Raw genomic sequence first — 20,504 nt, forward strand, 5'->3', positions numbered from 1 at the left:
ACCTTTTGGTGTTACGCGAACTGATAAACCCTCTCTGTCTGATTTAGTCACCATTTTAGCTTGTGGCTTACCATTTACCGCTCTTAACCATGAATCACTTACCGCCATCTTTTTTCTCCTTGCGTCTTTTTTATATAATATTTTATGTACACCAATATGTACATAAATTTGATGACACAAGGAATATAATAGGTGACTGAAAACAGCTATTCTATGCTGAGATAAGAAATAAAAATGATATAAAACAGTTTATTATCTATAAAATATCTCCTATCGATGACGGTTAACGGCTATTACTGACATTTTAACTCTATTTATTAACAGAATGAGTTAATTAATTTCAAATCAAATATATATTTACTGTAATTAGGTATTTTTGTTAATTTATTCTGTTCTAACCATCACTTTTTAAAACTTATTACTTGTTTAAAATATGGGTAAAATTAACGGCTTAAACTAAGGAAAGTTATGTTCGCCATTAATAAAATAACCCCCAATCAAATATCGACTTACCAAACCGATATCCAAAGAGCCCCCCCCCTCTTTCATCTATTGAAAAACAGCATATTAACTTTCTGGATTCTCTCTATGCTAATGAGAATATTAGTCAACCTCTACATTCTTATGATGAAGCGTTAGCACTTTTAACCCCCATTTTTGATAAAGATTATGTTGAAAATAAATCTAAAATTAATTTTGTGTCAACAATGAATCGATTTAATCAATTAGAAGGTTATAAGAAGTGTCATTTTATTGATTGGTATAGTATTCAAGATTACCAATATAGCAGCTACACTTATTTAAATAGTATGTTAAAACTCGGGACAGCAGTTAATCATCATCACCCTTTAGTTGCCCAATTGAATTTATCTTTAATGCATTTATCATTATTCGATAACTATCATAGCCAATTTACACCGAGAATGGTTTATCGAGGTGAAGTCAGAAAAACGGCTGATATGATGTTTTTGCAAACTAATAGTTCTTATAAACTAGATACTTTTTTCAGTACCTATGAAATTCAAGATAAAGTCATACCATACCTAAAAGATAAAACAACATTAGCTAATGATAAAATTAATGTCTTATATGAAATTCAATATACTGAACCTTTAGTCGGCGCTAATATTTCCGCTCTATTAAAAAATGGCAAACATGATGTATTATTTTGGCCAAAAACGGAATTTATTATCACCGATATAAAATCTAATCCTAAAGATACAAATATAACTATACGAATGACAACAGCCAATCTTGAGCAATATGAATGGGATAATCATTTGCACTCTCTATTTTGATTCTATGTATAATAAAATTAATAGCTGCTAATATTAAGCCATTAATTTTATTTATAAGGTGGTGCTAACTTAATATGTTAACTTTAGAAAATAGTATAATTTACTCAGTTAGCCAACTTAATCAATCAGTTCGGCAATTACTTGAACTTCAACTTGGTCGAGTTTGGCTTAATGCAGAAATTTCTAATTTTTCTCAGCCTGCTTCCGGCCACTGGTATTTCACTTTAAAAGATGAAAAAGCGCAGCTACGTGCTGCAATGTTTCGTGGCCAAAATATTCGGCTCAATTTTCGACCGCAAAATGGCCAACAAGTGTTAGTTCGAGCGACGGTTACCTTGTACGAACCGAGAGGAGAGTACCAATTAATTATCGAAAATATGCAACCTGCAGGTGATGGATTATTACAACGACAATTTGAAATATTGAAACAGAAACTTTCAGCTGAAGGATTATTTGCTCAACATTACAAACAAGCGCTACCAATGCCGGCCAAACGCTTGGGGGTTATTACGTCAGCAACAGGCGCTGCATTACACGATATTTTAAATATATTAAAACGCCGCGATCCCTCATTACCTGTCATTATTTATCCCACCGCCGTCCAAGGGGAAGATGCTCCGCGACAAATTGTTCGTGCCATTGAGGTGGCCAACCACAGGCAAGAATGTGACGTACTGATTGTCGGCCGGGGTGGTGGTTCATTGGAAGATTTGTGGGCCTTTAACGATGAAAAGGTTGCACGAGCGATTTTTGCCAGTCAATTACCGATTATCGCTGCCGTGGGTCATGAAACCGATGTGACTATTGCTGATTTTGTTGCTGATTTACGTGCCCCGACGCCCTCAGCAGCAGCTGAGCTAGTAAGTCGTAACCAACAAGAATTACTTCGCCAACTACTTGAACAAAAACAGCGACTCGAAATGGCGATGGACTATTTCTTGGCACGTAAACTACGTGTCTTTAGTCAATTACATCATAAACTACAACAACAACATCCTGAACTGCGGATAACACGACAACAAAATTATCTAATCCAATTACAACAAAAACTTGTTAGCGCCACCCAACACTATTTACAGCAAATTAATCGTCAACATTATAGCCTTGAACAACGTTTAATACTGTGTGATCCGCGACCACAATTACAAACTTGTCGTCAACGTTATATTCAACATGAATTCCAACTAAAACAATTGATTAATCAAACATTAAGTCAATATCGAGAAAAATTTGCTATTAACTGTTCCCGCCTTGAAGCAGTAAGTCCATTAGCAACATTAGCACGCGGTTATACTATCAGCGAATTACCTAATGGCAAGGTTTTAACCAATACACAGCAAGTAGATGTCGGAGTAAAATTAAAAACGCGCTTACAAGACGGCTGGCTTGAAAGTAAAATTTTATCTATCAATAAAATTGCTTAACTCAAACAAATCATCATACATAAAAATAGATTTATTAGCCTTATATTAAATTATTATATAAGGCCACAAAAATTTATTGGATATCAAAATCAGGGAAATATTTTTTATTATCATCTAGCATCAAAATAAAAGCATATTCTAGTGCCGTATCCTTTAAGCGGTTAAAACGACCCGATTGTCCACCATGTCCGGCTTTCATATTTGTTTCCAGCAATAAGACAGTATTACCCACTTTATATTCCCTTAATTTAGCCACCCATTTTGCCGGCTCCCAATATTGGACTTGAGAATCATATAGACCTGTCGTAACCAATAAATTGGGATAACGTTGATGCTTAATATTATCATAGGGGCTGTAAGATTTTAGTCGAAAATAAGCTTCTTGTTCAGCAGGATCACCCCACTCATCATATTCTCCAGTTGTTAATGGAATAGAGGGATCAAGCATCGTCGTCACTACATCGACAAAAGGAACTTGAGCAACAATGCCTCGATACAGTTCCGGTGCCTGGTTAATTACCGCCGCCATCAATAAACCACCAGCGCTGCCGCCCATCGCATAAACCCGTTTTGGGTCAGCATAACCCTTGGCAATCAATATCTTAGTTGCATCAATAAAATCACTAAAACTATTAGCCTTATTTTCAACCTTACCTTGCTGATACCAAGTTTTACCTAAATCACCGCCGCCACGAACATGGACTAATGCATATACAAAACCCCTATCTAACAAACTCAAACGTGGTGAACTAAAAACCGGATCTACATTGATACCATAAGCACCATAACCATAAATCAAAATAGGATTTTTGTTTTTTTGCCATAGATCTTTACGATATACTAACGAAATAGGCACTTTTGTCCCATCTTTTACTCGAATCCAGATACGTTCACTGGTATATAGTGACTGATCAAATTTATTAACTTGTTGTTGTTTTAGTAATTCACGTTGCCCTGTTAGCATATTTATCTGCATAACAGATATTGGTGTAGTTAGTGATGAATAGCCATAGCGTAAAGTCTCACTATCAGGCTCTGGATTATAACCAATCCACGCGCTATATACCGGCTCATCAAATTCAACCATTTTTTGCTGTTTTGTCTGCCAGTCTATCTGACGAAGATTAACCAATCCATTGTGACGTTCTTCAACCACCAACCAACGGTTAAAAAGGGCAAAATTTTCTAAATCGATCTCTTTATTTGGTGCAATCACCGTTTGCCATGGCTGTTGAATTGACTGTGTGACATATAAGCCAAATTGCTCCGATTGATGGTTAGAGCGAATATAGAAATTATCACGAAAATGATCTAAGTCGTACTCACGACCTGTTTGACGTGGTGAAAATACTTTAAGCACTTCAGCGGGGTTATTGGCATTAATTAATCGATATTCTGATGTTTCTGTACTGCTAATCGACAGCAAGATATACGCTTTTGAGCTACTTTTAGCGATGCTCAAATAAAATCTATCGTCACTCTCCTGATAAACTTTTTTATCTTCAACACCCTCTTTTCCATATTGATGGCAATAGACTTGATAAGGTAACAATGTTTGAGGATGATTACTAATATAATAGAGTGTTTGATTATCATTAGACCATACAATATTACCAGAAGTATTTTTAATGACTGCATTCTGCCATTTTTTACTATCTAATTGTCTAAATGAAACCTCAAACTGACGACGCCCTTGGAAATCTTCAACAATTGCCAAACGATTATTATCTTCAGAAACAGCAATACCACCCAATGAATAAAATTGATGTCCCTTAGCACGCTCATTACCATCAACTAATATCTGCCAATCACTATTTCGATTAACAGGCTTACGTTGATAAATAGGGTAATCTTGACCTTCTTGATAAAGGGTACGATAAATATAACCATTATAAATATAAGGCACCGATTGATCCTGTTGCTCCATACGAGCGACCATCTCACCGTATAGTTGTTCCCTTAATGCGGTGCCTGATTTTAATACCGTATTGGTATAATGATTTTCCTCAGTCAAATATTTGATAACTTTTTTATTTTTTCTTGTATCATCTCTTAACCAATAATAATTATCAATGCGGGTATCGCCATGTAACACCATTTTATGTGGTTGCTTTTCAGCCATTGGAATTATCATTTTTTCTCCTGCAAAGCTGGTAAACGCGATGATATTTAACAACCAAGTCATTAGTACAAGGTTTAAATATTGATAAGAAAAGTGCTGGTTTAATTGCATCATTATCAAGAACACTCTGTTGGCAATTTCTAAGTTATTTAATAACAAAAATTTAATAAATAAAAGACAGCCAGCGCAATTAATTAACCCACCTTTTAAATAAATATCTAAATAATTAACTTAATTTATAGCGCTATTTTTATTGTCGTCACACAATAAACCTCTGTAATGGATATTACAGAGGTTTAAATCAGTGGCTAATTTTAAACTATAATGGCTGAGTTTGTGCTTCTGCTGCAGCAAGAGCCACCATGTTTACGATACGTCTTACCGATACAACCGGTGTTAATATATGTACTGGTTTTGCTACTCCCATTAATACCGGCCCCACAGTGACTCCATTAGAACTTGTAACACGAAGTAAGTTATAACTAATACGTGCAGCTTCCATATTAGGCATAATCAATAAATTAGCCGATCCTTTTAATGTACTATCCGGCATAATATCTCGTCGAATGCTTTCAACTAACGCTGCATCGCCATGCATTTCACCATCAATTTCCAAGTTAGGATCGGCACGTTTAACTAAGGCCAATGTTTTACGCATTTTTTGCGCCGATGGACAGTCTGATGAACCAAAACTTGAGCGTGATAATAGAGCCACTTTAGGCTCGATGCCAAAACGCCTTACTGCCTGTGCCGCCATTAGTGTAAGTTCTGCCAACTCTTCCGGTGTAGGATTATCATTCACATAGGTATCTGCAATAAAAGTATTTCCTGTTGGCAACATAAGCGCATTCATTGCACCTGCTACCGAACTATTCTGCCGGAAGCCAAGCACATTTTTTATAATGGTAAAATGTTGATGATAACTACCTATAGTACCGCAAATCATACCATCTGCTTCACCTTGGTGGATCATCAATGCACCAATTAACGTTGGATTATTGATAACTTCTCTACGCGCCATTTCTTGCGAAACCCCATAGCGCTTCATTAATTGATAATATTGTTGCCAATAGGTTTTGAAACGCGGATCGTTTTCATTGTTAATCAACTCAAAATCTTCACCAATTCTAATTTGTAACCCAAGCTTCTCAATCCGCTTTTCAATAACACTGGGTCGACCAATTAAAATGGGATAAGCTAAATCTAAAGATATTAATTCCTGTGTTGCATGCAATATGCGCTCTTCCTCACCTTCCGCTAACACAATCCGTTTTTTCTCTTTGCGGGCCAAAGAAAAAATTGGCTTCATAAATAGGTGGGTGCTATAGACAAATTCATTAAGCTTTTCTATATAAGAATTAAAATCTTCAATGGGTCGTGTCGCTACACCTGATTCCATCGCTGCTTTAGCGACTGCCGGCGCAATCTTAACGATTAGCCGAGGATCAAAAGGTTTTGGAATAATATAATCAGCACCAAATTTTAACTCCTGATCACCATAAGCGGAAACAACAACGTCATTCTGTTCAGCTAATGCCAAATCAGCAATAGCCTGAACACAAGCTAGTTTCATCTCTTCATTAATGGTAGTTGCACCAACATCCAATGCGCCACGAAAGATGAAAGGAAAACAGAGTACATTATTTACCTGATTAGGATAATCTGAACGCCCAGTGCAGACAATCGCATCAGGCCGCGCAGCTTTTGCTAATGAGGGGAGAATTTCTGGTTCTGGATTGGCTAATGCTAAGATAAGCGGAGCATTAGCCATCGATTTTACCATTTCTGCCGTCAACACACCTGGCGCTGAACAGCCTAAGAAAATATCCGCACCTGGAATAACATCTGCTAAGGTACGTAATCCATTATCTTCGATTGCATAAGCGGCTTTGGTTTCATCCATCAGTTCATCGCGGCCACGATAGATAACCCTTTTTGAATCACAGACAATAATATTGCTACGATCAAGACCTAATGCAACCAATAAATTCATGCAGGCAATAGACGCTGCACCAGCGCCTGAAACAACTAAACGAACTTGTTCAATTTTTTTATTAACAATGCGCAAACCATTCAATATTGCGGCGGTTGAAATAATGGCCGTACCATGCTGATCATCATGGAACACGGGGATTTGCATTTTTTCCCGCAGCTTTTTCTCGATATAAAAACATTCTGGTGCTTTAATATCTTCCAAATTGATCCCGCCAAAGGTTGGCTCCAATGCAGCAATAACATCTATTAGTTTATCTGGGTTAGATTCGTCTATTTCTATATCAAACACATCAATGCCGGAAAATTTTTTAAATAAAACACCTTTGCCTTCCATAACGGGTTTACCGGCCAAAGCACCTATATTTCCAAGGCCTAATACTGCCGTACCATTAGAAACGACAGCCACTAAATTAGCCTTAGCCGTGTATTTGTAAGCGGCCAAAGGATCTGCGGCAATTTCAAGACAAGGGTAAGCAACACCGGGAGAATAAGCAAGGGCCAGATCGCGTTGTGCCGTTAATGGCTTAGTGGGCGTAACTTCAATTTTACCTGGTTGGGGAAACTCATGAAAATCAAGCGCACTTTGTTTTAATTTTTCATCCATTGTGTGTGTCCTTAGAGAATTTTATTAGCAAAAAACATCCCCATTATAATAATCTCTATCAATGAAATCATGACATATGCAACAATTCCGATAGAAACTAGAAAAACATAAACATCATATCAGCAAAAATAACATAACTAAATAATATTAAAATTAAAATGTAAAACTAATTACATTTATAATATTAATTTTTTCATAATTATAAAATTTAAGATTATTGAATTTAAAATTATTAAATTCCATGTGTTTTTTATTTAAGATAATTACCTTTTGGTTATTTCATTAATATTGTTTTTCTTATATTCTTGCACTGTTTCATTTTTTCAAAAAACTTTTAAGACTAATAATTAAAATCAGTTGTAAAAACACCATTTATTTCTACAGGCTTTTTAAAAAGGAATATACTATGTCTAATCATTCAATAATGTTGGTTGATGAACATCCCCTAATACGTCATAGTTTAAAACAACTCATTAAAGCTGCACATGAATTTAGTGTTGTTGCCGAAGTCAGTAATGGTATTGATGTTATTAATATAGCTAATCAATTAAAACCAGATATTATTATGATGGATATTAATATATCTAATATGTATGGTCCTGAAGTTATTCGTCAAATTCGAAAAGAAGGTATTAAATCTTATATATTAATTCTCTCTTTTTCTGCTAATAGAATTGATGTTTATAATGCTATCGATGCTGGAGCTAATGGTTATTTATTAAAAAATTGCGAATTAGATATGTTAGTTAATAGCCTAAAAAGTGCTGCAAATGGTTTACCGGTTTTTAGCAATCAAATTCATCAGTATTTAAATAATCGTCATCAATATCAAGATCCACTTTCTTCATTAACAAAACGTGAATTTGAAGTATTACGTGAAATTGCTAATGGATTAAAAAATAGAGAAATATCTAAATATCTTTTTATTTCTGAAGAAACAGTCAAAGTACATATTCGTAATTTATTGAAAAAGCTTAATGTGCGTTCTCGCTTAGAAGCCAGCCTAGTTTATATGCGCGCTAAATAAATATAGCATAAACAAAATATCACTAAAGGAAGAAGAAATGATTTATTAATAAAAAATCACATTACACATAGTATATGTATATGCATTACTTAATTAATGCATCATTTTATATGATGTAAAATATATTTTATTAAATATTTTTATATTCGATTTCTCATAAATTTAATAAGTATTGTGCTTAATTGTAGCCTTATATAGATTATTATCGCATTTTGCAGCATTATAGAGATCTTAGTGCTTCATATCCAAAAAGGAAATTATGATGTCAACATCAACAAGTTACGTACTTTATGGTATAAAAAATTGTGATACTATTAAAAAGGCGCGTCAGTGGCTCGATAATCATCATATAATCTATCAATTTCATGATTATCGCACGGATGGGATCTCAATTGAATTACTCGAAATTTTTATTCAATATTTAGGATGGGAAGCCTTGATCAATAAACGTGGTATGACCTGGAAAAAATTGTCCGATGAGCAAAAAGCGAATATTATTGATGCCACAACTGCTAAAGAGTTAATGTTAAAATATCCAGCAATTATTAAACGCCCATTATTAACAACTACCAATAACGATTATCTACTTGGATTTTCAATAGACGAGTATCAACAATTTCTGCATCACAGAGGCTAACTATGATTTGTCCTGTTCTTAAGCTTGCGCAACAACTTATTCAACAACCCTCTGTTAGCCCCAATGATCATGGCTGTCAAACTATTTTAATCAATCGATTGAAAAAAATTGGTTTTTCAATTGAAGTCATGCCCTTTGACGATACCGCCAATCTATGGGCATATCATGGGGAACAAGGTGAAACGCTAGTTTTTGCTGGACATACCGATGTTGTTCCGGCAGGTGCAACTCAGAATTGGCGTTATCCTCCTTTTACACCAACATTAAATAACGGACTGCTCTATGGCCGTGGAGCAGCCGATATGAAAGGTTCCCTTGCGGCAATGATTGTTGCCGCCGAAAGATTTATTATTGATTTTCCCAACCATGCTGGCCGATTAGCCTTTTTAATTACCTCAGACGAAGAGGCTAAAGCGACTAATGGAACGGTAAAAGTGGTTGATAAATTAATGATGCGCAACGAACAAATTGATTATTGCATTGTAGGTGAACCGACTAGCCAGGTTAAGCTTGGTGATATTATCAAGAATGGTCGGCGAGGTTCACTAACCGCCAAACTCACCGTCCAAGGAATCCAAGGGCACATCGCTTATCCACATTTAGCCAATAATGCAATACATAGTTCATTACCTTTTTTAAATGAACTGGTTAATAAAAAATGGGATGACGGTAATGCTTTTTTTCCTCCCACCAGCATGCAAATTTCCAATATCCATGCTGGCACTGGCAGTAATAATATTATTCCTGGTGAATTAGTTATACAATTTAATTTTCGCTTTAGCACCGAGCTCACCGAGCAACAAATTCGCCAGCAAGTTGAAACAATCCTAAAAAAATATCAACTTAATTATAAAATTGAGTGGTCATTATCCGGTCATCCTTTTTTAACAGAAAAAGGCAAATTAATTAATATTGTTAGCCAGGTCATAGCGCAATATTGTGGCTATCAACCTCAGCTATCAACCGATGGCGGCACATCTGATGGCCGTTTTATTGCTAAAATGGGTGCACAAATTGTTGAATTAGGCCCTATAAATGAAACCATTCATAAAGTTGATGAATGTGTAAGCGTTGTTGATCTACAGCAATTAAGCCTTATTTATCAGCAAATTATGCAAAAAATATTATTACCGGCATAAAATTTTAGTTAACTAGCTTTAATCTTAATCCGATAAAAATTGGACTAATTTTTCGACCCATTGATTTCTGGCAATCTTGACATATAACCGAGTAATATCACTAAGATAATTAATAGTCCCCCTCTGATCCACCAAGCTTTTACTAACCAAAGTGAGAACATAAAAGTAAATAAAATAATAATAATTAGCTTAATTTTAACGCCTTTAGGCAACGCTTTATGCTGTTGCCAATGGCGAATATATTGACCAAACCATGAGTGATAAAGTAACCAGTGATGAAAACGTGGCGATGAGCGAGAAAAACACCAGGCAGCTAATAGCAAAAAAGGGGTAGTAGGTAATAAGGGTAAAAGTAAACCAAATGTCGCTAAGACAATACTAATCCAGCCCACAATAATAAGTAAAATTCGTTGTAAATGCATACTGAAATCAATAATAGTTATACGATAAAGAAAAACAGAGTATACTTTTATTTACTACATTTGCTAATGGAAAAAGTTTATGCATTGGTTAGCTGATTACTGGTGGATTATCATTCTGATCCTGATTGGTATTATCTGGAGCGCTGTCAAACAGATGCAAAAAATTGATCCTAAACGTTTTTTAGATAATAAACCCAAACTTCCTCCTCATCGTGATTTTAATAACAAATGGGATGATGAAGATGACTGGCCTAATCAAAAGAAGCATTAACCCATGATTTAAGTTTTTCTGCTCGCTGCCAGTCTAATTCTAATAATGCGTCTGCAATATCATTGCGCACCTGTTTTAACCATATTTTTTGTCCTGTCAATTTTAACTGCTGACAACATATCTCAATAGATAAATTATGTTCACAATGAATTCTAGTCGCTTTTAAAGGCAGTGACGACTGCATTAATAACCGTCGAATTGCTGAATAGCTAGCTGAAAAACTTCTATTGCCGTAAGCAAAGCCGGCCAAAACCTGCCAATCTTCATCATTTAATTGATCATCTTTAATCGCTGCTAGTGTTAAACCAGTTAACTGATTGATATAAAAAGCGTCCCGCTTTAACAAATACTGCGCTCGTGACACCCATTGTCTAGCCTTTGGTGATAAGGGCAATACCGCCATAGCAGTATAAAATCCACTGGTCGCTTCTTTACGGCTACCGACCCTGACCAAATGAAAACCATTTTGCTGCCATAAGGCCTGCAACTGTTCACAATAGCCAAAGCTAACAGAAAGAAAATCTTTTCCCTCGTTAATCGCCTGCTGTTGACAAAAAGTGAGTAATTTTGTTGCTACACCCTGGCGACGGAAAGCAGCAATAACGGCTATACGGCTTATTCGCTGAGAATTCATTTGTGCCGCTTGCGGAAAATAACTGTGTGCTGCTAAAGATTGAGCAACTAAATTACCGCTAGGTCGACGCCGTCCAGCCCATACTTCATGAGCAAGCGATGCAGATAGTCCCCCTTCATCAACTAACCATAATACCGCTAGCAGTTGTTTTTTTTGTTGCGCAACCAATAAGTGCATTCCTTGCGCATCCAATAAACGTCTTAAATCAAGGGGTGAAGTACGATAATGCGCGTTAGTCAGCAAACTATAAATGGCTGATAATAATTGCGGCTTTTCAATCAATAAAGATTGCGTTATGAGTAACAACGTAATGTGATGGTTATTTAATTTAGTTATCGTTGTTGGTTTGGGTAAATATTCTTTTAATAATAAGCTATTATTTAACCAATTTTCCAATGGATCATTCGATGCCCAACGGATCGGAGTGGTTAAAGAGAGAATATGACATTGTGCTAATTGAGCACAAAGTTTTAGCAAAAATCCTCGCCCTGTACCTTCATAACCATCAACAGTCGTCGTAAACAGTAAGCGTGGAAAATAGTGTGTTAATTGATTTAATTGTCCAATCGGGAGCATCGCCGCTTCATCAACAATTAACCAATCAACTTCATGTGGTTTTTGTGATTGGCAATCAGCCAATAAATTATCAATTGACCAATAGCGAATTTTTTTGTTGGTATAGTGAGTTAATATCATTGACGCTGATTTTGCTGGTGCACAAACCCAACATGTCCCCTGCCACCGTTCAATCAGCATACCAGCCAAGGCAGATTTTCCTCTACCACGCGGCGCGACTAATGCCCAAATTCCTGCCTCCACAGTCAGTAGACGCTGCAAAATTTTTTCTTGTTCGATGGTTGGTTGGCCAGTGGGCTGATGCCAAGCCGTTAATTGGGGTAGCGCATCAGCAATAAAAGGTTTACCTTCACGCCATAGCAAGGCATTCGCATCTTGTTGTAGATGATATTTTAACCAAGAAACAAAATTTGGCACTGCTATTATCGACGCCATTTCATTCCAGCGTTGACTATCTTGATCTGGCTGCTGAGACCAGGTTGCCCATTCAGGTAGGCAAATAATAAGATAGCTACCCGCTTTTAGCGTCCCTGCCAACATTAGCAATGCTTCCGTATGAAGTCCCTTTGTGGCATCAAAAACACCATGTAAGAATTCTTGTCCTAATAGTGACGCCGCTTTTTGTGGCGGTATAGCATCAGGCCAATGCGGTGAAATGGTTTGCCAATCCCCAATCATCCCTTGTTTAAGCGCTATTAGCTGTTCAAGGATCCAGTTGCTATGACCACTTAACACCAGTAAGCGGCGTTGACCATGAATGGACAACTGAGATTGTAAATTAATTAGGCTGGTAATTGTCACTAAAACTTGCCAATCAATAAAGAGAGCAGACCTGCTGCGATTAATGGACCAACAGGAACACCACGAAAAGCAGCAACACCTATCACCGTACCAACTAATAATCCAGCAACTGTTGATGGTTGATTCGACATCAAAGAAACGCCTCTACTGCCTAACCAAGAGACTAAAATGCCAATCACTATCGCCAACAACGATTTCCAGTTAAAAAAAGCGTTAACAACCTCATGGGGTGAGATTTTGCCACTTGCGATGGGAGCCATTACACCAACAGTTAAAATCAAAATACCTATGCTCAAGCCATATTTTTCAATCCAAGGGAAAAAATTATTAAGCGGCGTAATGCGAACTACCAGCAAAAATAACATTGCCAGTGTAACCGTCATGTTATGACTAATTATTCCTAAGCCGGCCAACACTAATAAAATCAGCAAGGTTGGATCAAAATTACCCATAAAATTATTTACCAATAAAAATATATAATTAATTATCCTATCAATAAATCATGACTGAGCAAAATAAATAATAAAACTCTATTAGTCGCTACAAGGATGCTAACTTACAGCGACTTTTATCGTACTAAAGTGCGCCAAAAGTATTGCAACTTTTAAAATCACCACTGTCATAGCCTTTTTTAAACCAAGTATAACGCTGCTCTGAGGTACCATGAGTAAAACTATCGGGCACAATACGTCCCTGGCTTTGTTGCTGTAAACGATCATCACCGATTGCCTGAGCGGCAGCTAACGCTTGTTGTAAATCTCCTTCTTCTAGCAGACCTTGCTCGTCCATTTTATTCCCCCAAACGCCAGCAAAACAGTCAGCCTGAAGTTCAAGCTTCACCGAAAGCTTATTCGCTTCGGTACGACTCATACTTTGTTGCGCTTCTCTCACTTTCTGATCAATACCCAATAAATGTTGCACATGATGACCCACTTCATGGGCCACAACATAGCCTTGTGCAAAATCACCACCTGCCCCGAGTTTATTTTTCATCTCTTCATAAAAAGACAAATCAATATAAACTTTCTGATCAGCCGGACAATAAAATGGTCCCATAATTGCCTGACCAGTGCCACAGGCAGTAGTAGTATAACCTCGATAAAGTACTAATTTAGGCTCCGTATAACTACGCCCTACCCGACTAAACTCTTTTTGCCAGACATCTTCAGTTGAAGCCAATATAACTGAAGTAAAATCAGCTAACTGCTGATCTTTAGCACTGATCGGTTGGTAATTGGCTTGTTGAGAGGAATTGATGTTGGAGTCGCCTGTAATAAAACTGGTTAAATCGATACCATAATAGCCGGCAACGAAAACAACTACCAAAATGAATAAACCACTTTTTCCACGTAATGGCAACCGCATTCCACCGCCACCAAAAGGTGATCCCATTCTGCCCGATTGATTTCGTCGGTCTTCAATATTATCGCTTCTACGATGATCCCGCCAGCGCATATCATCTCCCAATATGACATGAATAATTAGCCCTTGATGGGATTATAGCGAATCATCTTGATTATTGTGTAATTATTAACTCTCAATAGGATAAATTTAATAAATTCATTTCAATGCTGCGGAACAAATAGAAAAGAGCTATGTAATAAAAACTAAGCACAAAAATTAATTGCAGGTCAAAGAGAAACGATAAAATATTGATGCACAACCGTATTGAATATTTGCATAATTACTGTTGTAACGGCGAGGATATCGTGACTAATCACTATCATAGCCAAATATGCTAAATTGATTTTTTCATAAGTATTGTAGACATTATTAACTATACTATTATCTAATTAATTTTTAATTTTGCCGTTATTTCAGTTAATAAATGGAATATTAAAATTCATCTATCTTATTGATAAATAACAACATAATTAACGCTAAAGAATTTAAGCCATGCATATAATTTAATTTTTTCATACCTAATTGCTTTATTTAGTTATATTTAACTATTTTAGTTTATTTAATAATAAAAATATTAATTTAACACGATAAAAATCCAGTAAAAACAATCACCAATTAAATTAAAAAGTAGCCAAAAAAAACATAAATTTCATATTTATAAAAAAGATTAAAATTTTACCATAGCAATTTACCCTGTAGTCTATTTATCTCGTTAATCTAATAAAACCCTGCGAGCAGCCAATAAATACATAAGCTGCTCTTACAAATTAATTATTAAAAGTAATAGCCAATATGAGCAATCAATAAAATAATGTTGGTTGTTAAGCAATCCCTTCTTGAGGTTTTTTGCCAAAAACTTCTTTAATCTAAGCAAACACCTATACGCTTAGCAACCTCTTCATAAGCTTCAATTAATCCACCTAGACGCTGACGAAAACGATCTTTATCTAATTTATCCTTGGTTTTTTTATCCCATAAACGACTACCATCTGGTGAAAATTCATCACCTAAGACAACTTGACCATTAAACAGGCCAAATTCAAGTTTAAAATCAACCAGAATCAAGCCTGCTTTATCAAAAATTGTATTTAATACTTCGTTTGCTTTATAACTTAATCGTTTCATCTCACGAAGATGCGCCTTGCTAACCCAGCCAAAAGTTTCACAGTAAGACTCATTAATCATTGGGTCATGCTGGGCATCATTTTTCAAAAACAGATCAAAAATTGGTGGCTCAAGCAACTTACCCTCTTCGATACCCAGCCGTTTAACTAATGAACCGGCTGCTCGATTACGAATTACGCATTCAACGGGGATCATGGTTAATTTTTTTACTAATGATTCAGTATCTGACAGTAAGCGTTCCATTTGGGTTGGAATGCCGGCTTGCGCCAGTTTTTGCATAATGAAATGATTAAATTTATTGTTTATCATTCCCTTACGTTCAAACTGCTCTATACGCTCACCATCTAGTGCCGATGTATCATTGCGAAATTCTAATACTAATAAATTAGGATCATCCGTAAGATATACGGTTTTCGCTTTTCCGCGATACAACTCAGCTTTTTTCTGCATTTTATTGACTCCGAACTTTGATCATTTTAATAAAAAAACGCTTTTATGGGACATTAAAGCAAGACGCAAACGTTTACTTCGTTAGATGAGTGAGAATAACAGATTAACGGTTATATATGTTAATTAAATAACTATAAAGGAAACATTTGTTAGCCCAAAACCCAGAGAATAAATAAAAAAACAGATGATCTATAGTGAATAAACCACTATAAACCATCTATCATTTATTTAGGCAATATTATAAGTAAGCGTAATAAACTCAGTTTTATTAACTAATTACTGCTCACTTTACTAAACGCCACTTTTAATGCCGCGACCATTTCATCATTTTGTTTTTGTGTTAAGGTGGTCCCTTTCACTGCCATAAATTGCAGACTACTACGATTATTCATATCACCCACTTGCAATTTATAATCGCCTTTTGCCATAGTTGGATTATCGACGCCAATCGCTTGCCAATCACTATCACTCATACCATTATAAGTGAGGTTAATCGCTCCCGTTGAACGACTACGATCACCAACTTGCATACCAATACTTTCAAGCACAGAGGGTAATCTATCCCAAACAACATCATAAGGTGCACGCACGATAATTTGCGGTAATCCACTGCTATCACTACCCGTTTGCACATCTATAATGGCATAACGACCCTGGGCATCAGAAAGGGTTGCGTTATTACGTAATTTATTTATTGAATCAATCAGCTCATTTAACATTAAAATATTATAGCGTTGGATTTCTACCGGATCGGCAATTGTCTCTTCACCCTGCTTTATGCCTTCATTAGTGACCGTGATGACTATTTGATTATTTTGTGGAGTCAACTGAATTTTGTGCCGAGTTTGTAGAGGAATATCTTCATCTCCTCGCGGCCAGGTAATCCAATCGGTTATCAAGAAATGGTCAGAATCATTTTTTTGCGTAACGTTAATCGCTTTTTGTGGCAAAATAGCGTTAATTTGCGACCAAAGAGCGCTGTTTTCAGCTGTATTACTTAAAAATAAGCGACTTGCTGTTGGACTATTTTCGGTATGGGTGTCACTAAGTAACGAAAGGGTTTGAATGGGAGGGCGAATATCTAATGCTTTACCTACAGAACCATTTTGATTAGCGGGCGGAATATCATATTCACCGTTTTGTAATGGTAACGACATACCTTGAGGAATAGTCAAATTTTTTAACGGTGGTGTATTTAAATATGACTCGTCACCACTTACTTGACGCTTATAACGTTGATTAGTCGTGCAAGCGACCAAAAATATCGCAAGTGACAGTCCTGCCAGCTTAACAGCTTTTGATTTGTGCAATAATGTTGCCATTAAATTTCCCTAAATTTTTTGTAAATCAGCGATCTTTAGCGCCCTTTGTACCGCTATCTGACCGGTCTGTGTTAATGGTGTCATCGGTAAGCGCAATGTATCAGAATTAATAAGTCCTAACTGATAACAAGCCCATTTAACTGGAATGGGATTAGGCTCAATAAATAATTGATGATGCAATTCACTTAGTCGATAATTTAACTTATGCGCTTCGGCATACTTTCCTGTTAATGCTAGCTTGCAAATTTCAGCCATTAATTTGGCGGCAATATTGGCTGTTACAGAAATTACCCCTTGCCCACCTAATTGTATAAAGTCTAACGCAGTTGCATCATCACCACTTAGCAAAATAAAATTATCATCATTAATTAATCTGCGGATGCGATTCACGCGACTTAAATCACCACTGGCTTCCTTAAGAGCAACAATATTACCTAACTTTGCTAATCTAGCAACTGTCTCAGGTAATAAATCACATCCGGTACGCGAAGGAACATTATATAAGATTTGCGGCAAATCTGTCTGTTCAGCAATGGCTTTAAAATGCTGAAAGAGTCCTTCTTGTGAGGGTTTATTATAGTAAGGTGTTACCGCCAAGCAAGCAACAATACCCGTTTTTTCCAAAGATTTAGTGACTGCAATCGCTTGTTGGGTGGCATTTGCGCCACTACCGGCAATAATCGGGATTCTACCATCAGCATACTCTAAGGTCATCAATACCACCTCCAAGTGCTCTCTATGCTCAAGAGTCGCTGATTCGCCAGTTGTGCCAACAGATACGATCGCGGTTGTACCATTATCCACATGATAATTAACTAGTTTTTTCAGACTAGGTTTATCTATTTGTCCTTTTATGTCCATTGGGGTAACAAGCGCAGCAAGACTTCCACGCAAAAAATTCCGATCTGCAATAGAATTATTAACCATAACCTTTTTCCTAAATGAGATATTAAAATTATGGTACTTTTTCAGTCTAAAGAAAAAAACCTTCTCATACACAATATTTAATGAAATTTATTAATAACTTCTCTATTTTAAGAAAAATAAATAATGATTTATCAGCCTACTTTCCGTTTATTTTTCTCGCCCTATTTATTATTTTATCAGCAAATAAATCTTTTAAAATTAAAAAATTAGTCAAAAAGTGCCTATTTTATTCCATTAAATATCATTTAATCACTCCTCAGTCTGTCAGCGTATTATATTGATATACTTGTTTTTTATCTTGGCATGAGCTTTTTTTTATGGTTACCATACAATATTCAAAGTTATTGTTTATGTCGCTAGGTATAATTAAACAATTTACTTGATTATTTATTAACCATAACTTCAAGCTGGCCGGACTAGTATTAAAAAAGATCAAGCCATAGACAAGTAGGATGAAAACTTGAAATTGCTATAAATGCCCAAAATTTTATTGATGCTAATGTATGAATTAGCAAAAATAGATTTAAACAATTGTGCACAAAATTAAATACCCAAGGTACAATTAGCATTATCAGCAAATCGCAATAACATATAGCATTAAATGGAGAGAATCTAATGAGCCCATTGAAAGCCGGTGATAAGGCCCCTCAATTTAGCCTGCCTGACCAAGATGGCGAAATAATCAATTTATCTGATTATCTTGGTCAAAGAGTTTTGATTTATTTTTATCCCAAAGCAATGACTCCCGGTTGCACAATACAAGCTTGTGGATTACGTGACGAATGGGATAAATTAAAACAAATGGGTGTCGAAGTCTTAGGCATCAGTACTGATAAACCAGAAAAGTTATCACGTTTCGCTGAAAAAGAGATGCTAGAATTTACATTACTATCGGATTACAAGCATGAGGTTGCGGAAAAATTCGGTGTATGGGGAGCAAAACAGTTTATGGGAAAAACGTTTGATGGTATTCATCGTATCAGTTTCCTAATTAATACCAAAGGCGAAATTGAACATGTTTTTGACAAATTCAAAACAGCGGATCATCACCAAATTGTAATGGATTATCTCACTACCCATCCGTGATTAAAATCGATTGTTAATTGCCTTTGCATGTTTTGCTGGCAATTAACAATTAAACACTATTTTTTAGTTACTAGATTATCTTCCGGCCAAACATGCATTACGGCTTTAATTAACGTTGCCAATGGAATGGCAAAAAATACGCCCCAAAAGCCCCAAAGCCCACCAAAGACCACGACAGATAAAATAATAACCAGTGGATGCAAATTAACTGCCTCAGAAAATAGTATGGGCACCAATAAGTTGCCGTCGAGCCCCTGAACAATTAAATAAGCGATGAGTAAAGTCCAAAAATCGGGTCCAATACCCCATTGAAAAAGCGCAACTAATACTACAGGGATAGTAACCACCACTGCGCCAATGTAGGGGATCAAAACAGAAATACCAACCAGTACTGACAGAAATAGCGAATAGCGCAAACCTAAAAAAGCAAATGCAATATATGTACAGATACCAACAATCATCATTTCAATAACTTTACCACGGATATAGTTAGTGATCTGTTGGTTCATCTCCTGCCAAACTTGTCCGACTAATAACCGATCACGAGGTAAAATACGTTGTAATCCACGTATCATTCTCGTTTTATCTTTCAACAGAAAAAATACCATTAGGGGTACTAAAACCAGATATATTGCTATGGTAATAATGCCAATAAGTGAGGCAACAGAGTACTTAACGACAGATTCACCTAACGTTGATAAACGATTGCGTAAATTATCCGCTATCATATCAATAATACCGGCATCGACCAAAGCGGGGTAACGTTCAGGCAAAGCCTTGGCATATTCATTAAAGCTATTCACCATTGAGGGTAAATCAAATAATAAATTCATTCCTTGCTGCCAAACAATGGGCACAATAATTAAAAAAACCATGGCGCTAATACCCATAAATATTGTCAGCACAATGGACGCCGCCGCCAGCCTTGATAAGCCTAACTTACCCAGTTTTTGGGTTGGCCATTCAAGTAAATAAGCCAACACGATAGCAACCAATAGAGGAGCTAAAATATCATGAAAAAAGAAAATGATACAAAAACCGATAATCAGGCTGATAAACAATGCAACGACCTGAGGATCTGAAAATCTTCGACGATACCATTGCAAAAACATCTCCAGCATATATTCACTCCTGAATGTGGTAAATTAGCCTTTTAATCCACGAAATTATACCAATTGACAGATTATCCAGTAAGGTTTGCTATCATAAAAAATGTCATTTAATAATATAATCAATCATA

17 protein-coding genes and 1 pseudogene are annotated in these 20,504 nt (G+C 36.2%); 7 read left to right on the top strand and 11 right to left on the bottom strand.

All coding sequences use genetic code 11. From position 1 onward, the window contains the following. Positions 1-108 (bottom strand): annotated as a pseudogene (locus G468_RS24670) (Arm DNA-binding domain-containing protein); the annotation flags it as partial. Positions 109-707: 599 nt separating this feature from the next. Here G468_RS24670 and G468_RS0107290 point away from each other — a divergent pair. Beyond that, positions 708-1,298 (top strand): hypothetical protein, encoded by a 591-nt coding sequence (locus G468_RS0107290; protein ID WP_026822566.1) that lies wholly within the window; start codon positions 708-710, stop codon positions 1,296-1,298. Between the two features lie 74 nt (positions 1,299-1,372). Then, on the top strand, positions 1,373-2,722 hold the full coding sequence (xseA, locus tag G468_RS0107295; protein WP_026822567.1) for an exodeoxyribonuclease VII large subunit: 1,350 nt from the start codon (positions 1,373-1,375) through the stop codon (positions 2,720-2,722). A gap of 73 nt (positions 2,723-2,795) precedes the next feature. Here the strand turns inward: xseA and G468_RS0107300 are convergent, their stop codons facing one another. Next, positions 2,796-4,856 carry a S9 family peptidase gene (locus G468_RS0107300; protein ID WP_210409072.1) on the bottom strand — a complete coding sequence of 687 codons (2,061 nt, stop codon included), beginning with the start codon at positions 4,854-4,856 and terminating at the stop codon, positions 2,796-2,798. Positions 4,857-5,163: 307 nt separating this feature from the next. Beyond that, the gene (locus G468_RS0107305) at positions 5,164-7,443 is read right to left on the bottom strand and encodes an NADP-dependent malic enzyme (RefSeq protein ID WP_026822569.1); all 2,280 of its coding nucleotides are present in this window, start codon (positions 7,441-7,443) and stop codon (positions 5,164-5,166) included. A 406-nt stretch (positions 7,444-7,849) separates the two neighbouring features. Between G468_RS0107305 and G468_RS0107310 the strand changes: the two genes are divergently transcribed. From G468_RS0107310 to dapE, 3 genes are all read left to right on the top strand, one after another. Further along, positions 7,850-8,470: a response regulator gene (locus G468_RS0107310; protein WP_026822570.1), complete on the top strand. Its 621-nt coding sequence runs from the start codon at positions 7,850-7,852 to the stop codon at positions 8,468-8,470. Between the two features lie 262 nt (positions 8,471-8,732). After that, on the top strand, positions 8,733-9,107 hold the full coding sequence (locus G468_RS0107315; RefSeq protein ID WP_026822571.1) for an ArsC family reductase: 375 nt from the start codon (positions 8,733-8,735) through the stop codon (positions 9,105-9,107). A 2-nt stretch (positions 9,108-9,109) separates the two neighbouring features. Beyond that, complete coding sequence (dapE, locus tag G468_RS0107320; RefSeq protein ID WP_026822572.1) at positions 9,110-10,246, top strand: succinyl-diaminopimelate desuccinylase; 1,137 nt, start codon at positions 9,110-9,112, stop codon at positions 10,244-10,246. A 44-nt stretch (positions 10,247-10,290) separates the two neighbouring features. Here dapE and G468_RS0107325 read toward each other — a convergent pair whose 3' ends face one another. Beyond that, on the bottom strand, positions 10,291-10,668 hold the full coding sequence (locus tag G468_RS0107325) for a DUF454 family protein (RefSeq protein WP_026822573.1): 378 nt from the start codon (positions 10,666-10,668) through the stop codon (positions 10,291-10,293). A gap of 79 nt (positions 10,669-10,747) precedes the next feature. Between G468_RS0107325 and G468_RS0107330 the strand changes: the two genes are divergently transcribed. Beyond that, positions 10,748-10,939 (top strand): YpfN family protein, encoded by a 192-nt coding sequence (locus G468_RS0107330; RefSeq protein ID WP_026822574.1) that lies wholly within the window; start codon positions 10,748-10,750, stop codon positions 10,937-10,939. Here G468_RS0107330 and G468_RS0107335 read toward each other — a convergent pair. The 6 genes from G468_RS0107335 to dapA all read right to left on the bottom strand — a co-directional run bounded on the left by G468_RS0107335 (position 10,920) and on the right by dapA (position 18,178). Next, the gene (locus G468_RS0107335; RefSeq protein ID WP_026822575.1) at positions 10,920-12,950 is read right to left on the bottom strand and encodes a tRNA(Met) cytidine acetyltransferase TmcA; all 2,031 of its coding nucleotides are present in this window, start codon (positions 12,948-12,950) and stop codon (positions 10,920-10,922) included. The genes G468_RS0107330 and G468_RS0107335 overlap by 20 nt on opposite strands. Continuing rightward, positions 12,950-13,402, bottom strand: a complete 453-nt coding sequence (locus G468_RS0107340) for a DUF441 domain-containing protein (protein ID WP_026822576.1) — start codon at positions 13,400-13,402, stop codon at positions 12,950-12,952. Before G468_RS0107340 ends, G468_RS0107335 begins: the two co-directional genes overlap by 1 nt. A gap of 124 nt (positions 13,403-13,526) precedes the next feature. Then, on the bottom strand, positions 13,527-14,405 hold the full coding sequence (ypfJ, locus tag G468_RS0107345; protein ID WP_026822577.1) for a KPN_02809 family neutral zinc metallopeptidase: 879 nt from the start codon (positions 14,403-14,405) through the stop codon (positions 13,527-13,529). Between the two features lie 810 nt (positions 14,406-15,215). After that, complete coding sequence (gene purC / locus G468_RS0107355) at positions 15,216-15,929, bottom strand: phosphoribosylaminoimidazolesuccinocarboxamide synthase (protein ID WP_026822578.1); 714 nt, start codon at positions 15,927-15,929, stop codon at positions 15,216-15,218. Between the two features lie 272 nt (positions 15,930-16,201). After that, complete coding sequence (bamC, locus tag G468_RS0107360; protein ID WP_026822579.1) at positions 16,202-17,251, bottom strand: outer membrane protein assembly factor BamC; 1,050 nt, start codon at positions 17,249-17,251, stop codon at positions 16,202-16,204. A gap of 9 nt (positions 17,252-17,260) precedes the next feature. Then, positions 17,261-18,178 carry a 4-hydroxy-tetrahydrodipicolinate synthase gene (gene dapA, locus G468_RS0107365; RefSeq protein WP_034249492.1) on the bottom strand — a complete coding sequence of 306 codons (918 nt, stop codon included), beginning with the start codon at positions 18,176-18,178 and terminating at the stop codon, positions 17,261-17,263. 615 nt (positions 18,179-18,793) lie between these two features. Here dapA and bcp point away from each other — a divergent pair. Beyond that, positions 18,794-19,264, top strand: a complete 471-nt coding sequence (gene bcp, locus G468_RS0107370) for a thioredoxin-dependent thiol peroxidase (protein ID WP_026822581.1) — start codon at positions 18,794-18,796, stop codon at positions 19,262-19,264. A gap of 56 nt (positions 19,265-19,320) precedes the next feature. Here bcp and G468_RS0107375 read toward each other — a convergent pair whose 3' ends face one another. Continuing rightward, the gene (locus G468_RS0107375; protein ID WP_026822582.1) at positions 19,321-20,385 is read right to left on the bottom strand and encodes an AI-2E family transporter; all 1,065 of its coding nucleotides are present in this window, start codon (positions 20,383-20,385) and stop codon (positions 19,321-19,323) included. Positions 20,386-20,504 lie beyond the last annotated feature (119 nt).

Origin of the sequence: Arsenophonus nasoniae DSM 15247, from assembly GCF_000429565.1 — a bacterium.
GTDB classification, from domain to species: Bacteria; Pseudomonadota; Gammaproteobacteria; order Enterobacterales; family Enterobacteriaceae; genus Arsenophonus; species Arsenophonus nasoniae.